Annotated in this window: 16 protein-coding genes and 2 pseudogenes; 2 read left to right on the forward strand and 16 right to left on the reverse strand. The window is 70.0% G+C overall.

The annotated features are described in order from the left end of the window. Nucleotides 1-73: 73 nt before the first annotated feature. From VFR90_RS03085 to VFR90_RS03105, 5 genes are all read right to left on the reverse strand, one after another. A complete protein-coding gene (locus VFR90_RS03085; protein WP_326404527.1) occupies nucleotides 74-1396 on the reverse strand; it encodes a TolC family outer membrane protein in 1323 nt (440 codons plus the stop codon). Between the two features lie 113 nt (nucleotides 1397-1509). Further along, a complete protein-coding gene (locus VFR90_RS03090) occupies nucleotides 1510-2163 on the reverse strand; it encodes a protein-L-isoaspartate O-methyltransferase family protein (protein WP_326404528.1) in 654 nt (217 codons plus the stop codon). 40 nt (nucleotides 2164-2203) lie between these two features. Beyond that, nucleotides 2204-5440: an efflux RND transporter permease subunit gene (locus VFR90_RS03095; RefSeq protein ID WP_326404529.1), complete on the reverse strand. Its 3237-nt coding sequence runs from the start codon at nucleotides 5438-5440 to the stop codon at nucleotides 2204-2206. Between the two features lie 21 nt (nucleotides 5441-5461). Then, nucleotides 5462-6616, reverse strand: coding sequence for an efflux RND transporter periplasmic adaptor subunit (locus VFR90_RS03100; RefSeq protein ID WP_326404530.1), 1155 nt, complete (start codon nucleotides 6614-6616; stop codon nucleotides 5462-5464). Continuing rightward, nucleotides 6613-7323 (reverse strand): TetR/AcrR family transcriptional regulator, encoded by a 711-nt coding sequence (locus VFR90_RS03105; protein WP_326404532.1) that lies wholly within the window; start codon nucleotides 7321-7323, stop codon nucleotides 6613-6615. The genes VFR90_RS03100 and VFR90_RS03105 overlap by 4 nt, the downstream gene beginning before the upstream one ends. Nucleotides 7324-7545: 222 nt before the next feature. Between VFR90_RS03105 and VFR90_RS03110 the strand changes: the two genes are divergently transcribed. Then, nucleotides 7546-8712 (forward strand): hypothetical protein, encoded by a 1167-nt coding sequence (locus VFR90_RS03110; protein WP_326404533.1) that lies wholly within the window; start codon nucleotides 7546-7548, stop codon nucleotides 8710-8712. A 146-nt stretch (nucleotides 8713-8858) separates the two neighbouring features. Next, nucleotides 8859-9716 (forward strand): undecaprenyl-diphosphate phosphatase, encoded by an 858-nt coding sequence (locus tag VFR90_RS03115; RefSeq protein ID WP_326404535.1) that lies wholly within the window; start codon nucleotides 8859-8861, stop codon nucleotides 9714-9716. On the opposite strand, the gene VFR90_RS03120 is transcribed toward VFR90_RS03115, so the two are convergent. The 11 genes and pseudogenes from VFR90_RS03120 to VFR90_RS03170 form a co-directional block, all read right to left on the reverse strand. Continuing rightward, nucleotides 9679-10095 (reverse strand): GFA family protein, encoded by a 417-nt coding sequence (locus VFR90_RS03120; RefSeq protein ID WP_326404536.1) that lies wholly within the window; start codon nucleotides 10093-10095, stop codon nucleotides 9679-9681. The genes VFR90_RS03115 and VFR90_RS03120 overlap by 38 nt on opposite strands. An 87-nt stretch (nucleotides 10096-10182) precedes the next feature. Then, nucleotides 10183-10848: a tRNA (guanosine(46)-N7)-methyltransferase TrmB gene (gene trmB / locus VFR90_RS03125; RefSeq protein WP_326404547.1), complete on the reverse strand. Its 666-nt coding sequence runs from the start codon at nucleotides 10846-10848 to the stop codon at nucleotides 10183-10185. Nucleotides 10849-11154: 306 nt separating this feature from the next. Next, nucleotides 11155-11631 (reverse strand): annotated as a pseudogene (locus VFR90_RS03130) (ATP/GTP-binding protein); the annotation flags it as partial. Further along, nucleotides 11628-12281: a nicotinamide riboside transporter PnuC gene (pnuC, locus tag VFR90_RS03135; RefSeq protein ID WP_414676482.1), complete on the reverse strand. Its 654-nt coding sequence runs from the start codon at nucleotides 12279-12281 to the stop codon at nucleotides 11628-11630. The gene pnuC and the pseudogene VFR90_RS03130, both read right to left, overlap by 4 nt. Before the next feature lie 22 nt (nucleotides 12282-12303). After that, nucleotides 12304-12585, reverse strand: a complete 282-nt coding sequence (locus tag VFR90_RS03140; RefSeq protein ID WP_326404538.1) for a septum formation initiator family protein — start codon at nucleotides 12583-12585, stop codon at nucleotides 12304-12306. 12 nt (nucleotides 12586-12597) lie between these two features. Then, nucleotides 12598-13899 (reverse strand): phosphopyruvate hydratase, encoded by a 1302-nt coding sequence (gene eno / locus VFR90_RS03145; RefSeq protein WP_326404539.1) that lies wholly within the window; start codon nucleotides 13897-13899, stop codon nucleotides 12598-12600. Nucleotides 13900-13941: 42 nt separating this feature from the next. Then, nucleotides 13942-15096 carry a glycosyltransferase family 61 protein gene (locus VFR90_RS03150; RefSeq protein WP_326404540.1) on the reverse strand — a complete coding sequence of 385 codons (1155 nt, stop codon included), beginning with the start codon at nucleotides 15094-15096 and terminating at the stop codon, nucleotides 13942-13944. A 5-nt stretch (nucleotides 15097-15101) separates the two neighbouring features. Then, nucleotides 15102-15416 carry a DUF1330 domain-containing protein gene (locus VFR90_RS03155; protein WP_326404541.1) on the reverse strand — a complete coding sequence of 105 codons (315 nt, stop codon included), beginning with the start codon at nucleotides 15414-15416 and terminating at the stop codon, nucleotides 15102-15104. A 9-nt stretch (nucleotides 15417-15425) separates the two neighbouring features. After that, nucleotides 15426-16283 carry a 3-deoxy-8-phosphooctulonate synthase gene (gene kdsA / locus VFR90_RS03160; RefSeq protein WP_326404542.1) on the reverse strand — a complete coding sequence of 286 codons (858 nt, stop codon included), beginning with the start codon at nucleotides 16281-16283 and terminating at the stop codon, nucleotides 15426-15428. Next, nucleotides 16283-17947 carry a CTP synthase gene (gene pyrG / locus VFR90_RS03165; RefSeq protein ID WP_326404543.1) on the reverse strand — a complete coding sequence of 555 codons (1665 nt, stop codon included), beginning with the start codon at nucleotides 17945-17947 and terminating at the stop codon, nucleotides 16283-16285. Before pyrG ends, kdsA begins: the two co-directional genes overlap by 1 nt. Before the next feature lie 111 nt (nucleotides 17948-18058). Further along, a pseudogene (locus VFR90_RS03170) lies at nucleotides 18059-18457 on the reverse strand (alpha/beta hydrolase); the annotation flags it as partial.

Here is an 18457-nt window from a genome sequence, read left to right on the forward strand (position 1 = left end):
TGCCGCGGCACTCTAGGAGCGCACCTGCGCGCCGGCCTCCTTCGTTCGATGCAGGAAGCCGGCGGCGTCGGGCTCAAGGCGCGACGATGCGGCTCGTCGCCGAGACGTCGGCCGGCTTCAGCACGCCCGCCGCCTGGCGCAGCCGCAGGTTGCCGACCAGCAGGTCGTAGCGCGCCTTCGCGAGGTCGCGCTGTGTCGCGAACAGCTGGCTCTGCGCATTGAGCACGTCGAGGTTGACCCGCACGCCGACGCGGTAGCCGAGCTGGATCGCTTCGAGCGCCAGCTTGTTCGAGGCCTCGGCCGCTTCGAGCGCGCGCACCGAGGCTTCGCCCGACTGCACCGAAGAGAAAGCCTGCCGCGTCGCCAGCGCCACCCCGCGGCGCGCGGCCTCCAGGTCGTTGCGCGACCGCTCTTCCAGCGCCAAGGTTTCCTTCACGCGGTTCTGCACCGCGAAGCCGGCGAACAGCGGCAGGTTCAGCTGCACGCCGACCTGCGCGCTCTTGGTCGTGCCCGCGAGGCTCGCGCCGGTGCTCTCGCTGTTGTGGCTGCTGCCGACGCTGCCCACCAGCGCGACGGTCGGCAGGTGCCCGGCGCGCGCCTTGGTGGTCTCGAGCTGAGCGATCTCGAAGGCAAGCTGCGCGCGGCGCACGTTCGGCGCGTTGGTCGCGAGGTCGACCCAGGTGTCGGCGCGATCGGGGCTCACGCTCGGCAGTGCTGCCGGCAGCTTCAGCGCCAGCGGCTCCACGCCGCTGCGGCCGACGAGCGTGTCGAGCGCGTTGCGCTTGTTGCGCAGGTCGTTCTCGGCGGCGATCTCCTGCGCGGTGGCGAGGTCGAAGCGGGCCTGGGCTTCCCGGGTGTCGGTGATCGTCGCGGTGCCGACCTCGAAGTTGCGCTTGGCCGAGGCCAGCTGCTCGGCGATCGCGGCCTTGTTGCCGCGCGTCGTGGCCAGCGTGTCCTGCGCGCCGAGCACGTCGAAGTAGGCCTGCGCAAGCCGGATGATCAGGTCCTGCTCGGCGGCTTCCAGATCCGCCAGCGAGATCGCGAGGCTGCGCTCCGACTGATCGATCGTCGCGCTGTTGGCGCGGTTGTAGAGCGGCTGCGAGCCCGCGACCTGCGCGCCGGTGTTGGTGTTGTTGAAGCGGCCGATCGGCGTGTCGGTGTTCGAGCGCGTCGCGTTGCCGGCAAGGCTGACGTTGGGCCGGCGCAGCGCCTTGGTCTGTTCGTCGCGGTAGATCGCGGATTCGGCCTGCGCGCGCGCGGCGAGGTAGTTCGCGTCGTAGGCCCGGGCCGCGTCGTACAGCGACTCGAGGCTCTGCGCCGGGGCGGCGCCGGCGGCGAACAGCACGGTGCAGGCCGCGGCGGCTTGCGTCAGGACGAGAGCGATACGTGGGGGCATGAACGGTCCTCGAAACGTTGCGGGCTTGTACCGGGGCCGCCTCGGCCCGGCGGCGGTTCTGCGATGGACGGCCGATACGGTGCGACGGCCTGTCCTGGGCCGCGCGGCATGCGTCAGAAGCGGAAGCGCGAGGGCTCGCCGAAGCCGTCGAGCCGCGGTGCGACGGTGTCGAACAGCTCGACGCGCTCGAAGGCCTCGGGCCCGCGCCGCGTCGCCAGCACCGCACGCATGACGGGCTCGTCGCCGACGATCGCGATCAGCCGCCCGCCGGTCTTCAGCTGCGCGAGCAGCGCCTCGGGAAGCTGCGCGACCGAGCCGGAAAGCACGATCGCGTCGAACGGCGCTTCGTCCGGCAGGCCGCGCACGCCGTCGGCTTCGCGGACCTCGGCATTGACGACCGCGGCGCGCTGCAGGTTCAGCATGGCCTGGTGCGCCAGCGCGGGGCGGATCTCGAGGGTGATGACCTCGCGCGCCTGATGCGCGAGCAGCGCCGCCATGTGGCCCGAGCCGGTACCGATCTCGAGCACCCGCTCGTGGCGGCGCAGCCCCAGTTCCTGCAGCAGCCGCGCCTCGACCTTCGGCGACAGCATGCGCTGGCCTTCGGCCAGCGGCAGCTCCATGTCGGCGAAGGCGAGCGCCTTGCAGTCCGCGGGCACGAAGCTCTCGCGCCGCACCACGGCCAGCAGCGACAGCACCGAAGGGTCGAGCACGTCCCAGGGGCGGATCTGCTGCTCGATCATGTTGAAGCGGGCTTGTTCGATGTTCATGAAGGCAGGCGTCGAGGACTTGGAAGAAAAATTCTAGGGATCACTTCGCGGTGCCCGGCTGGCCGATCGACGCGGCATGGCCGCCGAGCCGCAGCGCGGAGCGACGCCTGAAGCCGCGCTTCGCCCAGGCCGCGAGGTCGTCGAGGTAGCAGTAGACGACCGGCACGACCACCAGCGTCAGCAGCGACGAGGTGATCACGCCGCCGATCACCGCCTGGCCCATCGGCGCGCGCTGCTCCGAGCCTTCGGTCACGGCGAAGGCGAGCGGCACCATGCCGAAGACCATCGCCAGCGTCGTCATCAGGATCGGGCGCAGTCGCACTTTGGCGGCGTGCAGCAGCGCCTGCTCGCGGTCCATCGGCGGCTGGTCGTGGTCGAGGCCGTGCTGGCCGGCGTGTTCGCCGGCGCGGGAGCGGATCGCGAAGTCGACGAGCAGGATCGCGTTCTTCGTGACGAGCCCCATCAGCATCACGATGCCGATGATCGAGAACATGTTGAGCGTCGAGCGGAACATGAACAGCGCGAGCACCACGCCGATGAGCGTCAGCGGCAGCGAGCTCATGAGCGCGAGCGGCTGCAGGAAGCTCTTGAACTGGCTCGCGAGGATCATGTAGATGAAGACGATCGCGAGACCCAGCGCGCCGATCGCGTACTCGAACGACTCGTTCATGTTCTTCGTCGATCCGCCGAAGCTGTAGCGGTAGCCGGGCGGGAAGGGCGTCGCGTCGAGCACGCGGCGGATGTCGGCCGAGACCTCGCCGGCACTGCGACCGAAGGCGTTCGCGTCGATGTTGATCTCGCGGTTGAGGTCGCGCCGGTTGATCTGGTTGGGCCCGGTGGAGGGCCGCACCTCGGCCACCTGTGAAAGCCGCACGACGCGCGGGCTGCCGTCGGCGGCGGCCGTCACGTTCAGCGGCAGGCGCGACAGGTCGGCAAGGTTCTCGCGGTTGCCGGGGGCGAGGCGCACGTTGACGTCGTAGTTCTCGCCGTCGGGCGCGCGCCAGTTGCCCACCAGCGTGCCGGCGACCAGCGTGCGCAGCGACGTCGAGAGCTTGTCGACGTTGAGCCCGGCATCGGCCGCGGCCTCGCGCTTGACCTCGATCGCGACGGTGGGCTTGTCGGGCTTCTGCGTGGTGTCGAGGTCGACGAGGCCGGGAATCCGCTGCAGCTGCGCGACGATGGTCTTCGACAGCCGGTCGAGCTCGGCGAGGTCGCTGCCCTGGATCGAGAACTGCAGGCTCTTGCCGCCGCCGAGGTCCGTCTGTCCGATGTTGGTGACGGTGATCCCGGGGACGCGCGCGAGCTTCTCGCGCAGCGGCACCGCGAGGTCGGCGACGCTGCGCTCGCGGTCCTTGCGGTCGGTCAGCCGCACGTAGACCGCGCCGTAGATCTTGCCCTGCGCCTGGCCGCTGTTGATCGTGGTGACGGTGTAGCGGACCTCGGGCAGCTCGCGCAGCGCCGCGTCGATCTGGCGCGCCCGCTGCTCGGTCAGCTCCAGCGAGGAGCCGACCGGCGTGTAGAAGTTGAGCTGTGTCTCGGAGAGGTCGGCCTTCGGCACGAACTCGGCGCCGAGCAGCGGGATCACGAAGAAGCTGGCGACGAAGGTGCTGAAGGCGAGCCCGAGCGTCGCGAGCTTGTGCGCGAGCGACCAGCGCAGGATCGACTGGTAGGCCTCGCCGAGCCGGTCGGTCAGCCGCTCGAAGGCGAGCGTGACGCGGCCGATCGTCTTCTCGTAGAGCGTCGTCGGCGGCCCGTGACCGCGCGGGGGGTCGTGCCAAACGCTGGAAAGCATCGGGTCGAGCGTGAAGCTCACGAACATGCTGATCAACACGGCCGCGACGATCGTCAGGCCGAACTCGTGGAAGAACTTGCCGACGATGCCGCCCATGAAGCCGATCGGCAGGAAGACCGCGACGATCGACAAGGTGGTCGCCAGCACCGCCAGGCCGATCTCGTGCGTGCCGTCCAGCGCGGCCTGGTGCGGGCTCTTGCCCATCGCGACGTGGCGCACGATGTTCTCGCGCACGACGATCGCGTCGTCGATCAGCAGGCCGACGCACAGGCTCAGCGCCATCATCGTGATGCTGTTGATCGTGAAGCCGAAGGCGTGCATGAACAGGAAGGTGCCGATCAGCGCGATCGGCAGCGTCAGGCCGGTGATGACGGTGGAGCGCCAGCTGTTGAGGAACAGGAAGACGATCAGCACCGTGAGCGCGGCGCCCTCGATCAGCGTGCGCTTGACGTTCGCGACCGAGACGCGGATGCCGCGCGAGTTGTCGCGGTTGACCTCGGTGCGGATGCCGGGCGGCGTGACGCTCTCGGCCTCGGCGAGCGCGCGCTTCAGGCCGTCGACGACCTCGATCGTGTTCTCGCCCTGGCTCTTCTGCACCGACAGCAGCACGGTGCGCTGGCCGTTGTAGAGCGCCAGCGTCTCCAGCTCCTGCGGGCCGTCGACGACCTCGGCCACCTGGCCGAGCCGGATCGGCACGCTCGTGCCGCCCGGCGTCGCCGCGGGACGACGCACGACGACGATGTCCTTGAAATCGTCGGGCGTCTTCAGCCGCGCGTTGACCTGCACGACGCGCTCCTGCTCGCGCGAGCGGATCGCGCCCATCGGCAGCTCCTGGTTCTCGCTCTTCACCGCGGCGAGCACCTGATCGACGCCGATGCCCAGCGCTTCGAGCGCATCGGGCTTCAGGTAGATGTTGATCTCGCGGTCGCGCCCGCCGACGACGCTGACGGCGCCGACGCCGCGCACGTTCTGCAGGCGCTTCTGCAGCACCTGCGTGGCCCAGGTGGTGAGCTCCTGTGTCGAGGTGACCGGCTTGGCCGCCTGCTCGTCGGGCAGCACCGCGACGTTGAAGATCGGCACGCTCTGCGGGTCGAAGCGCGAGACGCGCGGCTCCTTCACCTCGTCGCGCAGCAGCGGGCGGATCGCGGCGACCTTCTCGCGCACGTCCTCCGCGGCTTTTCGCCCGTCCACGTCGAGGTTGAACTCGATGATGACGACCGAGGTGCCTTCGTAGCTGCGCGAGTACAGCGAGCTGATGCCCGCGACGGTATTGACCGCCTCCTCGACCTTCTTCGTGACCTCGCTCTCGACGATCTCCGGCGAAGCGCCCGGGTAGTCCAGCGCGACGACGACGGTCGGGAAATCGATGTTCGGGAACTGGTCGACCGCGAGCCGCTGGTAGCTGAACAGGCCGAGCACGACGAAGGCCAGCATCACCATCGTCGCCAGCACCGGGTTGGCGATCGAGACGCGGGTGAACCACATGGCGCTTGCTCGTGGACCGCTTCAGCGCGCCGCGGCGGCGCGGGCCTGCGCCTCGGCCGGCAGCCGCACCGGGGTGCCGTCGCGCACCGCGCCGACGGTCGTGCGCAGCACGCGCTCGCCGGGCTGCAGGCCGGACTTCACTTCGACGTGGCCTTCGCGCGCATCGGCCACGCTGCCGCGCGCACCGAGCTCCACCGGCCGCTGCACGACGCGCCCATCGGCGAGCGCGAGCACGTAGGGCTTCGCCTGCTCGATGCGCAGGGTGCTTTCGGGCACCGTGAGCGTCGTGCGCCGGTCGAGCTCGATGCGGCCTTTCGCGAACAGTCCCTGGCGCAGGCCCGGCTGCGGCGTCACCGCCAGATAGACCAGCACCGCGCGCGTGCCGGCCTGCGTCGAAGGATTGATGCGCGCGACCTGCGCGAGCACCGGCGCATCGAGCCCGTCGACCTTCAGCCGCGCTTTCGCGCCGAGCCGCACGGCGCCGACATCCTCGGGCGCGAGCGCCGCTTCGATCTCCAGCTGCGCCAGATCGACGATCTCGATCAGCTTCTGGTCGATCGAGACCCGCTCGCCGGGCTGCGCGAGCCGCTGCGAGACGACGCCGGCGATCGGCGCGCGCAGCACGGTGTCGGCCTGCGACTTGAGCGAAAGCTCGTTCGCCGCACGCGCCGCCTGGAGCGAGGCGCGCGCTGCGGCGGCGTTGGAAACCGAGGTGTCGAGCGCGTTCTTCGAGATGAAGCCCTGGTCGACGAGGGCGCGGTTGTTCTCCAGCGCGCGCTCGGCGATGTCGAGCTGCGCCTGCGCCTGCGCCGCCTGCTCCTGCGACTGGCGCACGCGCCAGCCGTACTCGGTGGCGTCGAGCCGGCCGAGCACCTGGCCGGCGGCGACGCGGTCGCCTTCGCGCACCGTCAGGCTCTGCAGCTCGGCGGCGACCTTGGCCTTCACGAAGGCGCTGTTGACCGCCTTGATCGCGCCGGTGATCTCGAGTTCGCTCGCCAGCTCGCGCGGCGCGGCGATCGCGATGTCGCCCGCGGCCAGCTCGAGCGCCGGCGCGGCGGTCTGAACCGCGGCGGTGTTCGCCGCGGCGGCCTTGCGCGCGGCGACCGTGCGGCCGATGCCCACGGCCAGCACCGCGCAGCCGAGCAGCACCAGGCCCCAGCGGATCGCGCGCTTCATCGCTTGGCTCCGCGAGCCCGGCTGGCCGGCTTCTTCGCGGCCGGGCGCGGCACCAGGCCGTTGAGCACCAGGTCGATCTGCCGCTCGATGACCCGCAGCGGGTCGAGCCGGCCGGCCGCGACCGGGCAGGCGCCGATCGAATGCTGGTGCAGCATCATGAACAGCATCGGCGCCATCAGCGCGTGCACCACCTCGGCGGTCGGCACCGCACGGAACTCGCCGCGCTCGATGCCGCGCTCGATCACGCTGCCCATCATCCGCTCGCAGGGCTCGACGACTTCCTGCAGGTAGAAGGCCGCGATCTCCGGGAAGTTGCGCACCTCCGAGACGATCAGCTTGCAGATGCCCGAGGCCGGCGTCAGGCCGATGCGGCGCCACCACTCGTGCATCAGGTGGTCGAGCAGCTCCGGCGTCGAGCCTTCGAAGCCGCGCACGATGTCCACGCCCTCGGCGATCTCGCGCGACAGGTTCTCGCGGATCACCGCCTTCAGCAGTTCTTCCTTGCTCGGGTAGTAGAGGTAGAGCGTGCCCTTGGAGACCCCGGCGCGTGCCGCGACTTCTTCGCTGCGCGTGGCGGCAAAGCCTTTCTCGACGAAAAGCTCGAGTGCGGCGTCGAGCAGCTCCTGCGGACGCGCGTCCTTGCGGCGCTGGCGGGTCGGCGTGCCGGGCGAATCGTGCAGAACGTGCGGGTCGGGAACGAGGCTCATGGCTTTACTGACTGGCGGGTCAGTAATGTAGCCGGCGCTTCCCCGCGGGGCAAACCACGGACACGCCCCGCGTGGGGTTGCAAGCAATCGTCGCCGGCGTCGGTTCGCTGCGCCGGCCGGGCCTTCGCATGGGCGTTCGCTTCGTGACATCCGCCCGACTACTTTTCGTGACCGCAGTCCGGCGGTGCCCGACCACCATCACTGCAAAGCAGGAGAGAGACGATGAACCGCAAGAGCTGCGCGCGCAGGGTCCTGATCGGCGCGCTGCTGACTTCGGCGCTGCTGGCGGGCGGCTGCACCACCACCGCGCTGATCGTCACCGCGGTGAGTGTGGCGACCGACACCAGCGTCACGCTCGCGGTCGTCAAGCACGTGATCGAGAAGGTGAACGAAGGCGAGCCGCCGCCGTGCCACAGCCTCGACAGCGTCGAGCGCGCACTGAGCCCGCGCTGCGGCGCCTTCGTCGCCGGCTCGATCGACCCGCGCGACGTGCGCACCGCCAGGCTGCAGACCTGCCCGCTCGGCCACGCCGCGCAGGACCCGCGGCTGTGGCCGGTGCTGCCGGAGTTGATCGCCAAGGGCGCGCAGCCCGAGCACTGCCCGCAGTCGCCGCTGCTGCGCCTGGCGCAGCGCGAGGGCTGCCCCGATTTCGCCGCGGCATCGGCCGAATCGCGCGAGGCGCTGGTCTGGCTTGCCGAGGCCGACGCCCGCGCGATCCGCCACGACGTGATGCGCATGCTCAGCTGCCCGGGCGCGCGCCTGGCCGGCATGGACCGCGTGCTCGACCGCTGGCTCGCGAACGGTGCGCTGGAAGCCGGCGCGATCGGCTTCGGCGCGCTCGGCGCGCTGCATCCCAGCGGTCTCGATTCGCCGCTCGCCCGCGCGCTCGAAGCACGCGGCCACACCGCGCGCGCCGCGCTCGGCGGCCACGACGGCAAGCAGCCCTCCGGCTTCGAAGCCGCGCTGCGCAGCGCCGACTTCGCCGCGCTCGACTGGTGGTTCGACCGTCTGCCGCAACTCGCGCAAGGCGTGCCGCCGACGCAGGGCGATCAACTGCACTGGCTGCCGCTCGCGCGCGTGCTGGTGCCGAGCTTCGTCGAGCGGCCGGAGACGCAGCCGCAGCTGGTGGACTACCTCATCTCGCGCGGCGCGAGCCCGTCGCAGCGGCTGCCGTTCGACCGGGCGCTCACCGTCAAGGCCTACGCGAAGAAGCTCAACAGCCCGCTGGTCGCGCAGATGGATCCGGCGCCGGCGGGCCGGAGCATCGCCGCCGCGCGGCCCTTGCCGCCGGCCGCCTTGCTCACCGCCGGCGTGCAGACGCCCGCCGCGTTGATCGCCGCCGGCACGCGCGGCGACGCGGCCCGGCTGGTCGCCGCGCCGCAGCCCTGAGCACGCGTCGCGCGGTGGCCGCCGCAACCCGCCTGGCGCGAAGACGAGGGCGCGCCGCGCGCGTCGCGCCGGGCGGTCCCGCGCTCGCGCCGCCGGCATCAGCCGCGCCGATACCATCGCCCGCTTCTTCGTGAGCGGAGCCGCGTTTGGACATCCTTCTGCTGGTCAAGGCCGCCGTGATGGGCGTGGTCGAGGGCCTGACCGAGTTCCTGCCGATCTCCAGCACCGGGCACCTGATCCTCGCGGCCTCGCTGCTCGACTTCACCGGCGAGAAGGTCAAGGTCTTCGAGATCGCGATCCAGACCGGGGCGATGTTCGCGGTGATCTGGCAGTACCGCCGCAAGCTCGCCGATACCGTGCGCGGCATCGTGAGCGAGCGCGTCGCGCAGCGCTTCGCGCGCAACCTGCTGATCGCCTTCGTGCCGGCCGTCGTGTTCGGCCTCGCGCTCGGCGGCGCGATCAAGGCGCATCTCTTCCACCCGGTGCCGGTGGCGCTGGCCTTCGTCGTCGGCGGCTTCATCATCCTGGCCGTGGAGCGCCGGCATCGCCGGCTGTTCGGCGAGCGCGACCTGCAGGGCGAACGCATCGCGCGCGTCGAGACGGTCGACGACATGAGCGCGCTCGACGCGCTGAAGGTGGGCCTCGTGCAGTGCCTCGCGCTCGTGCCCGGCACCAGCCGATCGGGGGCCACGATCATCGGCGCGATGCTGTTCGGCTTCTCGCGCAAGGCCGCGACGGAGTTCAGCTTCTTCCTCGGCATCCCGACGTTGATGGGTGCCGGCGCCTATTCGGTGATGAAGCAGCGCGAGCTGCTCGACTGGAGCGATGCGCCGATGTTCGCCGTCGGCCTCGTCTTCGCGTTCGCGAGCGCGCTGCTGTGCATCCGCTGGCTGATCCGCTACGTCTCCACGCACGACTTCGTGCCATTCGCGTGGTATCGCATCGGCTTCGGCGCGCTGGTGTTGCTCACCGCATGGATGGGCTGGGTCGAATGGAAGGATTGAGTGCCGGATCGCCGCGGGCGACGCCTCTTCGCGGCCACGACACGTGATCGCCGCCGATCTGCTCGACGTAGCTGCGTCCGAACGGGCGCACGCCGCAGGTCTCGCAGAACCGGTGGTAACCCTGCTTGGCGCCGAACTGGTCGTCGCTCCAGGGACGCTTCGCCGGCCAGCGGCGAAAGGCGTCGGGTTGGATGATCACGCCCCGGTTCCCCACCTTCGTGCACATCGAGCAGTTGCACTTGCCGGTGCTGGCCGCGAGATCGATGTCGGCTTCGAGCGCACCGCGCCGCAGCGGCAGCTTCCGGTGTAGCTCTTCAGCATCGTCTGTCTCCAGTCGCTTGTCGGTTTTCGTCGGGGCAGCGGCACCGGCTTCGGACACCGCCGCGGCGCTTCGGCGCGCAAGCCGGCGGCTTGAGCCATGTCGGCAGCGAAGCGACAGCGATGCTGCGGCCTCGCCTCGCCCGACTCAGTCGCGCGCCCCGCTGCGCTCGAAGACGAGATCCCACACGCCGTGGCCGAGCCGCAGCCCGCGCTGCTCGAACTTGGTGAGCGGCCGATACCCCGGCTTGGGCGCATAGCCCGCCGCAGTGTTGCGCAACGCCGGCTCCCGGCTCAGCACCTCCAGCATCTGCGCCGCGTAGGGCTGCCAATCCGTCGCGCAGTGCAGGTAGCCGCCAGGCGCGAGTCGGCTCGCGAGTGCATGCACGAACGCCGGCTGGATCAGGCGGCGCTTGTGATGCTTCTTCTTGTGCCAGGGGTCGGGGAAGAACACGTGGATGCCGGCCAGCGATGCCGGTGCGAGCATCCGTTCGAGCACCTGCACCGCGTCGTGCCGGACGATGCGCAGGTTCGCCAGGCCCAGCGCGTCGATGCGCTTGAGCAGTGCGCCGACGCCGGGCTCGTGGACTTCGCAGCCGATGAAGTCGAGCTCGGGTCGTGCGGCGGCGATCTGCGCGGTCGCGTCGCCCATGCCGAAGCCGATCTCAAGGACGCGCGGCGCGCGGCGGCCGAAGACGGCGTCCCAATCGATCACGCACGGCTCGAACGGCAGCACGAAGCGCGGGCCCAGTTCGGCGAGTGCGCGGGCCTGGCCCGGGCCGACGCGGCCGGCGCGCAGGACGTAGCTGCGGATCGGGCGATGGCCGGGCGCGTGCGCAGACGCGAGGTCGTCATCGCCGTCCTCGTTTGCCGATGGTGGGGAGCACGCCGAGCGGCTCGGCCAAGGGGGCGCTGCGCCGCTCGCGCGCAGCTCGAAGAGCCGGTGCTCGCAATCGGCCTGCAGGCATTCACGGCAGCGGCCCCGCAGCCGAAGCGGCGGCGCGGGCTCTTCGTCCGGCGGCGGTGCTGCGGTGGTCGCCGCGTGCCGCACCGGCGCGCGCGCAGCGATGGCCGGCAGCCGCTCGACGACCCGCAGCGCCGCCGCAAGCCGCGCCTCGCCTTCGCCGTAGACGAGCGCGTAGCCCAAACCGGCGCCGTCGAGCGCGCCGCGCAGCTTCGCGTCGATCGGCGCGCGCACCTGCGGGCCGTCGCGCTGCAGGCCGTCGGGCTGCCAGGCGATGTCCAGGCCGGTGACGAGCGTCAGCGCGCAGCGCGACTGCCGTTCGAGCGCCGGCGCGTAGAGGCTCGTGTCGCCGAACACGAAGTCGCTGTAGATCGCGATCATCAGGGCCGTCGTGTCGGCGATCACCACCTCGGCCGCGTGCGCTGCGGCGTCGATGCGGCGCCACTGCTCGTCGGCGATGCCGGCCTGCTCGTCCTGCCGCGGCGTGCGGCCGTGCGCGTCGCAGAACTCGCGCAGCACTTCGCCGACGAGCGCGACGCGCAAGCCACGCGCGCGCAGCGCATCGGCCAGTTGCGCCGCCAGCGTCGTCTTGCCGCTGCTTTCGGCGCCGAGGATCGCGACGATCGTGCTCATGCCGTTCGCCGCGCCTGCCACGCGTGCCAGCCGGCGACCGACATCGCGGCGAACACCGCGTACAGCACCACGGTGAGCCACAGCCCCTTGAAGGCGAACAGGCCGACCGCGACGAGGTTCACCGCCAGCCACACCGCCCAGTTCTCGATGGCCTTGCGCGCGAGCAGCACCGAGCCGGTGATGCTCGCGGCGGTGGGGAAGGCGTCCCACCAGGGCACGTCGGTGTCGGTGCCGCGCGCGAGCGCAAAGCCGATCACGAGCCACAGCAAGGCCGTCGCGCCGAGCGCGAGGCCGCGTTCGCGCGGCGCGAGCGCGTGCACGCGCAGCGGCCTGCCGTCCTCGCCGTGGCCGCGCAGCCACTGCCACCAGCCCCACAACGCGATCGCGATGAACAGCCCCTGCAGGCCGGCATCGCCATAGAGCCGCGCGTCCCAGAATACCAGCGCGTACAGCGCCGAGCTGGCGATGGCGAGCGGCCACGCGAGCGGGTTGACGCGCAGGTTGCAGACCACCATCGCCAGGCCCAGCACGGCACCTGCCGTTTCGGCCCAGCTCGCCACCATCGGCCAACCGAAGGGCGCGACGGAGAAGGCAGGGCGGTTGAGCAGGCCCACCAGCACGGCAAGCCAAGCCGCAAGCGTGGCCGTCAAGGCAGCAGCACGGCCGGCGGCATCAGCGCTGCACCGGCGGCGTGAGCCGCACGAGGATCTCGTCGGCCTTGACCATGCCGAGCTCGCCGCGAGCCTTCTCCTCGACCATCTCGAGCCCGTCCTTCAAGTCGCGGACCTCGGCGGCGAGCCGCTCGTTGCGTTCGTGCGCGAGGCCGTTGCGGGCGCGTTGCTCGTCGAGCCGCGATTGCAGCCCCGACGCTCGCCCGACCCCGCCCTTGCCGAACCACAGCTCGGCATGCACCAGCACCAGCAGGCCGGCGAGGACGAGGCTCACGAGGCGCATCGCCGCGCGCGTTCAACGCAGGTTGTAGAACGCGTCGCGGCCCGGGTAGGTGGCGACGTCACCGAGGTCTTCCTCGATGCGCAGCAGCTGGTTGTACTTGGCGATGCGGTCGCTGCGGCTCAGCGAGCCGGTCTTGATCTGGCCGGCGTTCGTGCCGACCGCGATGTCGGCGATGGTGCTGTCTTCCGTCTCGCCCGAGCGGTGGCTGATCACTGCGGTGTAGCCCGCGCGCTTCGCCATCTCGATCGCGGCGAAGGTCTCGGTCAGCGTGCCGATCTGGTTGATCTTGATGAGGATCGAGTTCGCGATGCCCTTCGCGATGCCTTCCTTCAGGATCTTGGTGTTGGTGACGAAAAGGTCGTCGCCGACCAGCTGCACCTTCTTGCCGAGCGCCTGCGTCAGCTTGGCCCAGCCGTCCCAGTCGCCTTCGTGCATGCCGTCCTCGATGCTGATGATCGGGTACTTGTCGACCCAGCCGGCGAGCATCGCGGTCCAGGCGTCGGCATCGAGCTGCAGCGGCCCGCCGTCGGTGCCTTTCTCGCCTTCGAGCACGTAGCGGCCGTCCTTGTAGAACTCGCTGGCCGCGCAGTCGAGCGCGAGCGCGATCTGCTCGCCGGGCTTGTAGCCGGCCTGCTCGATCGCACGCATCAGCAGCTGCAGCGCCGCTTCGTGGTTCGCGACGCTCGGCGCGAAGCCGCCTTCGTCGCCGACCGCGGTCGACAGATGCTGGTCGTGCAGGATCTTCTTCAGCGCATGGAAGGTCTCCGCGCCCCAGCGCAGCGCTTCGCGAAAGCTCGGCGCGCCCACGGGAATGATCATCAGCTCCTGCAGATCGAGGCTGTTGTTCGCATGTGCGCCGCCGTTGATCACGTTCATCATCGGCACCGGCAGCTGCATGCCGCCGGTACCGCCGAAGTAGCGGTACAGCGGCAAGCTGGATTCCTCGGCCGCGGCGCGCGCGACGGCCATGCTGACCGCGAGCGTGGCGTTGGCGCCGAGGCGGGCCTTGTTCTCCGTGCCGTCGAGGTCGATCAGTGTCTTGTCGAGGAAGGCCTGCTCGCTCGCGTCGAGCCCGAGCACCGCTTCGGAGATCTCGGTGTTGACAAACTCGACCGCCTTGCGCACGCCCTTGCCGAGGTAGCGCGACTTGTCGCCGTCGCGCAGCTCGATCGCCTCGCGCGAGCCGGTCGAGGCGCCGCTCGGCACCGCGGCCCGGCCCATCGTGCCGGACTCCAGCAGCACGTCGCACTCGACGGTGGGGTTGCCGCGGCTGTCGAGAATTTCGCGGCCGACGATGTCGACGATGGCGCTCATGGTGGGTCTTCCTTCGGTGGTGAATGGTGGGCGAGAGCCGGCTCAGGCTGGCACGGCCGTGGCCTCGATGCGGTCGAGCAGGCGTTCCAGCGCCGGCAGGTCGATCGTGAAATCGGTGCCGCGGCCCCGCGCGTGGCCCACCTGGCAGGCGTAGCGGATGCCTTCGCAGGCGCAGCGGCCGCGGAACAGCACGTTGAAGCGGGCCGGCGGCTGCAGCTCGATCAGCGTGCCGCTCGGCGACATCAAGGAGATGCCGTGCACCAGCTGGCTGCCTTCGACGCCGATGACGATCGGCGTGTCGAGGCAGGCCCGCGCGAGTTCGCGTGCGCTGAGGGCTTCCGGTTCGAGGATCGCGTAGCCCCGCGCGCGCAGCGCGCCGGCGACCTCGGCCTCGTTGAGCAGCACGCGATCCGCGCCGGTGCGGCCGCGCAGCAGCATTACGCCGGGCGGCGGCGTCGTCGCGCCAAGTGCGACGCGCGCGCGGTCGCGCAACGCGCCGTAGCGGCGGCGCTTGTAGTCGTTCTGCCCGTAGTCGTCGAGGATCACCAGCTTGTCGAACCACACGTCGTCGTGCACCGGCACCGCGCAGTCGAGCAGCGACACGTACTGCGACTGGTGCGGCGTCGGCCGCAGCAGCGCGGACACCGGCTCGCCCATCTGCTGCGCGGCCAGCGTGAGCGTCAGGTCGTCGGTCATCCAGTGGCCGAAGTAGCGGATGCCGTACTGCGAGGTCGACAACACCGCTTCTCGCATGCGCGTCTTCGCGCGCCGGCCGACCAGCGGGAAGGGTCGCGTGTCGAGCCGGTAAACCATCTTCGACGAGAACAGATGGCCGCGCGTGAAGATCACGTCGTGCAGTTCGTACGCCATCGTCGGCGCATGACTCGCGGTGGTGCTGGCAAGTCGCTGGAGCTCATCCTCGATGCGGTCGTTCTCGCCGACGCCCGTGATGCGCGCGAGATCGTCGGGCTCGTAGATCGCCGGCGGTACCGGGGTTTCCTCGGCAGGATGCAGCACCCAGCGCCGGCGGCTCTGGCTAGCGAAGTCGTTGCGCAGGCCGAGTCGACCGCGCGCCCGGGCCAGCAAGGGCATCAGCCGCTGCATCGGCGCGAGCGCAGCCGCATCGGCGGCGAGGGACCGTTCATCGAGCTGGATCGCGGACGTCGCCCCTGGTGGGGTGGTCGGATGCAAGGACACGTCGCTCAGCCGACCGGGGTCGCCACGCCTTCGACGAGGACCATGTTGAAGTAGTCGGTCGCACCGGCGCGCTTGGGCTTGACGCGGCTGACGTAGTCGCTGTCCTCGTAGAAGGCCTTGGCCTGCTCGTAGCTTGGGAAGCGCAGCACCGCAACGCGGTGCGGCTGCCAGTCGCCTTCGAGCGACTCGTGCCGGCCCCCGCGCACCAGGTACTCGCCGCCGTAGGCCTTGACCGCGGCCGGTGCCGCAGCCATGTATTGCGCGTACTGCTGCATGTCGGTGACGTGCATCTCGACGATCAGGTAGGCCGGTGCGCTCATGGTTCGTCGTCAAGCGGTGAAGTCGTGTTCGAGCAGCGGCTGCGACTTGACGAGGCGGTCGATGCCGACCAGCTGCTCGAGCAGCGCCTTCATGTGCTTCAGCGGCACCGCGTTCGGACCGTCGGACAGCGCCTTCGCCGGATCGGGATGCGTTTCCATGAAGATGCCGGCGACGCCGACCGCGATCGCCGCGCGGCTCAGCACCGGCACGAACTCGCGCTGGCCGCCGCTGCTGGTGCCCTGCCCGCCGGGGAGTTGCACGCTGTGCGTCGCATCGAAGACGACCGGCGCGCCGGTCTCGCGCAGGATCGCCAGCGAGCGCATGTCCGAGACGAGGTTGTTGTAGCCGAAGCTCGCGCCGCGTTCGCAGGCGAGGAAGCTGTCTTCCGCCAGGCCCTTCTCCTTCGCCGCGGCGCGCGCCTTGTCGATCACGTTCTTCATGTCGTGCGGCGCGAGGAACTGGCCCTTCTTGATGTTCACCGGCAGGCCGCTTTGCGCGACGGCGCGGATGAAGTCGGTCTGGCGGCACAGGAAGGCAGGCGTCTGCAGCACGTCGACGTGCTTGGCGACGGTCTCGATCTCGGCTTCGCTGTGCACATCGGTCAGCACCGGCACGCCAAGCTCCTTCCGCACCTTTGCGAGGATCTCCAGGCCCTTTTGCATGCCCGGGCCGCGAAACGAGGTGCCGCTCGAGCGGTTCGCCTTGTCGTAGCTGGACTTGAAGATGAACGGGATGCCCAGCTCCGCGGTGATCTCCTTCAGCCGCCCGGCCACGTCCATCTGCAGTTGCTCGCTCTCGACGACGCAGGGGCCGGAGATCAGGAAGAAGGGCCGGTCGAGACCGGCATCGAACCCGCAAAGCTTCATCACGCCACCGCCTTGATGCTCGACTCGTTGCTGCGCTGTGCCTTGTGCGCCAGCGCCGCCTTCACGTAGCTGATGAACAGCGGATGCCCGGCCCAGGGCGTGCTCTTGAACTCCGGGTGGAACTGCACGCCGACGTACCAGGGGTGGAGGTTCTGGGGCAATTCGACGATCTCGGTCAGCTTCTCGCGCTGCGTGATCGCGCTGATCACGAGCCCGGCGTTCTGCAGCCGGTCGAGGTAGTGCACGTTGGCCTCGTAGCGGTGGCGGTGGCGCTCGGTGACCACCGGGCCGTAGATCGCATGGGCAAGCGTGCCGTCCTTGACGTCGGAGCTCTGCGCGCCGAGGCGCATCGTGCCGCCGAGGTCCGATTGCGCATGCCGCGTCTGGATCGAGCCGTCGGCGTCCTGCCATTCCTCGATCAGCGCGATCACCGGGTGAGGCGTCGAGGGATCGAATTCGGTGCTGTTCGCACCTTCGAGGCCGGCCTTGTGGCGCGCGTACTCGATCGTCGCGACCTGCATGCCCAGGCAGATGCCGAGGTAGGGCAGCTTGCGCTCGCGCGCGAAGCGCGCCGCGCAGATCTTGCCTTCGATGCCGCGCTTGCCGAAGCCGCCGGGCACGAGGATCGCGTCGAAGGCGGCGAGCTGGGCGACGTTCTCCGGCGTGATCGACTCCGAGTCGACGTAGTCGATGTCCACCTTCGCGTGGTTGTGGATGCCCGCGTGGCGCAGCGCCTCGTTGAGCGACTTGTAGGAGTCCGACAGGTCGGTGTACTTGCCGACCATCGCGACGCGCACCGCCGACTGCGGATGCTCGACCTCGTCGACCAGACCGTCCCAGCGCTTCAGGTTCGCCGGCGGCGTGGCCAGGCGCAGCTTGTCGCAGATGAGGCCGTCGAGCCCTTGCTCGTGCAGCATGCGCGGCACCTTGTAGATGGTGTCGACGTCCCACATGCTGATCACGCCCCACTCGGGCACGTTGGTGAACAGCGAGATCTTCGAGCGCTCGTCTTCCGGCACGCGGCGGTCGGCGCGGCACAGCAGCGCGTCGGCCTGGATGCCGATCTCCCGCAGCTTCTGCACCGTGTGCTGCGTCGGCTTGGTCTTCAGCTCGCCGGCCGCCGCGATCCACGGCACGTAGGTGAGGTGCACGAAGGCCGTCTGGTTCGCGCCGAGCTTCAGGCTCATCTGGCGCGCGGCCTCGAGGAAAGGCAGCGATTCGATGTCGCCCACCGTGCCGCCGACCTCGACGATCGCGACATCGACGTCACCGGCCGCGCCGCGCTTGATGAATTCCTGGATCTCGTTGGTGACGTGCGGAATCACCTGCACCGTCTTGCCGAGGTAGTCGCCGCGTCGTTCCTTCTCGAGCACCGTCTTGTAGATCTGGCCGGTGGTGAAGTTGTTCGAGCGCTTCATCCGCGTGGTGACGAAGCGCTCGTAATGGCCAAGATCCAGGTCGGTCTCGGCACCGTCGTCGGTGACGAAGACTTCACCGTGCTGGAAGGGGCTCATCGTTCCCGGATCGACGTTGAGGTACGGATCCAGCTTGATCAGCGTGACCTTCAGCCCGCGCGATTCGAGGATGGCCGCGAGCGAGGCCGACGCGATGCCCTTGCCGAGCGAGGACACCACACCGCCGGTGACGAAGACGTACTTGGTCATGAAATCAGCGTCTGCGAAGCGCAGCGAATCGACAACAGCACGCCTCGCAAAACAGCCCGTGGTGGTAAGGCGCGAGTATATCGGCGGGGTCTCGCGCGACCCCGCTGCGCCTCAGCGAAGCGGCATGCGTTCGAGCAGCTCCAGCACCGTGTCGGCGCACTCGCGCGGACGCTCCATCGGAAACAAGTGGCCGCCGGTGATCCACGCGATGCGGCCCTCGGTCCAGTGCTTCGTCGCGGCCATGCCGACGCGCCGCACCTCGTCGGACGAACTGCCGCCGACGAAGGCGATCGGGCAGGCCGGCCGGCGCTCTTCGAGCAGGCGGCCGATGTGATGCGGCAGGTGGTCGTAGATCTGCGATTCGATGTCGCGGTCGAAGGCCAGGCGCAGGCCCTGGCCGTCTTCGACGAGCCCGGCTTCGAGGTAGTCGCGCAGCACGCCTGGTGCCCAGCGCGCGAACACCGGCTTCGACGCGAAGTGCGCGAGCGCCGCGTCGAGGCTTTCCCAATG

It is taken from the genome of Methylibium sp. (assembly GCF_035762065.1).
Classification (GTDB): domain Bacteria; phylum Pseudomonadota; class Gammaproteobacteria; order Burkholderiales; family Burkholderiaceae_C; genus Methylibium.

Bases quoted from the DNA above. Each gene is read 5' to 3' on its own strand.
- VFR90_RS03085 (WP_326404527.1), bottom strand. From the start codon at position 1,396: ATGCCCCCACGTATCGCTCTCGTCCTGACGCAAGCCGCCGCGGCCTGC.
- VFR90_RS03090 (WP_326404528.1), bottom strand. From the start codon at position 2,163: ATGAACATCGAACAAGCCCGCTTCAACATGATCGAGCAGCAGATCCGC.
- VFR90_RS03095 (WP_326404529.1), bottom strand. From the start codon at position 5,440: ATGTGGTTCACCCGCGTCTCGATCGCCAACCCGGTGCTGGCGACGATG.
- VFR90_RS03100 (WP_326404530.1), bottom strand. From the start codon at position 6,616: ATGAAGCGCGCGATCCGCTGGGGCCTGGTGCTGCTCGGCTGCGCGGTG.
- VFR90_RS03105 (WP_326404532.1), bottom strand. From the start codon at position 7,323: ATGAGCCTCGTTCCCGACCCGCACGTTCTGCACGATTCGCCCGGCACG.
- VFR90_RS03110 (WP_326404533.1), top strand. From the start codon at position 7,546: ATGAACCGCAAGAGCTGCGCGCGCAGGGTCCTGATCGGCGCGCTGCTG.
- VFR90_RS03140 (WP_326404538.1), bottom strand. From the start codon at position 12,585: ATGCGCCTCGTGAGCCTCGTCCTCGCCGGCCTGCTGGTGCTGGTGCAT.
- eno (WP_326404539.1), bottom strand. From the start codon at position 13,899: ATGAGCGCCATCGTCGACATCGTCGGCCGCGAAATTCTCGACAGCCGC.
- VFR90_RS03155 (WP_326404541.1), bottom strand. From the start codon at position 15,416: ATGAGCGCACCGGCCTACCTGATCGTCGAGATGCACGTCACCGACATG.
- kdsA (WP_326404542.1), bottom strand. From the start codon at position 16,283: ATGAAGCTTTGCGGGTTCGATGCCGGTCTCGACCGGCCCTTCTTCCTG.
- pyrG (WP_326404543.1), bottom strand. From the start codon at position 17,947: ATGACCAAGTACGTCTTCGTCACCGGCGGTGTGGTGTCCTCGCTCGGC.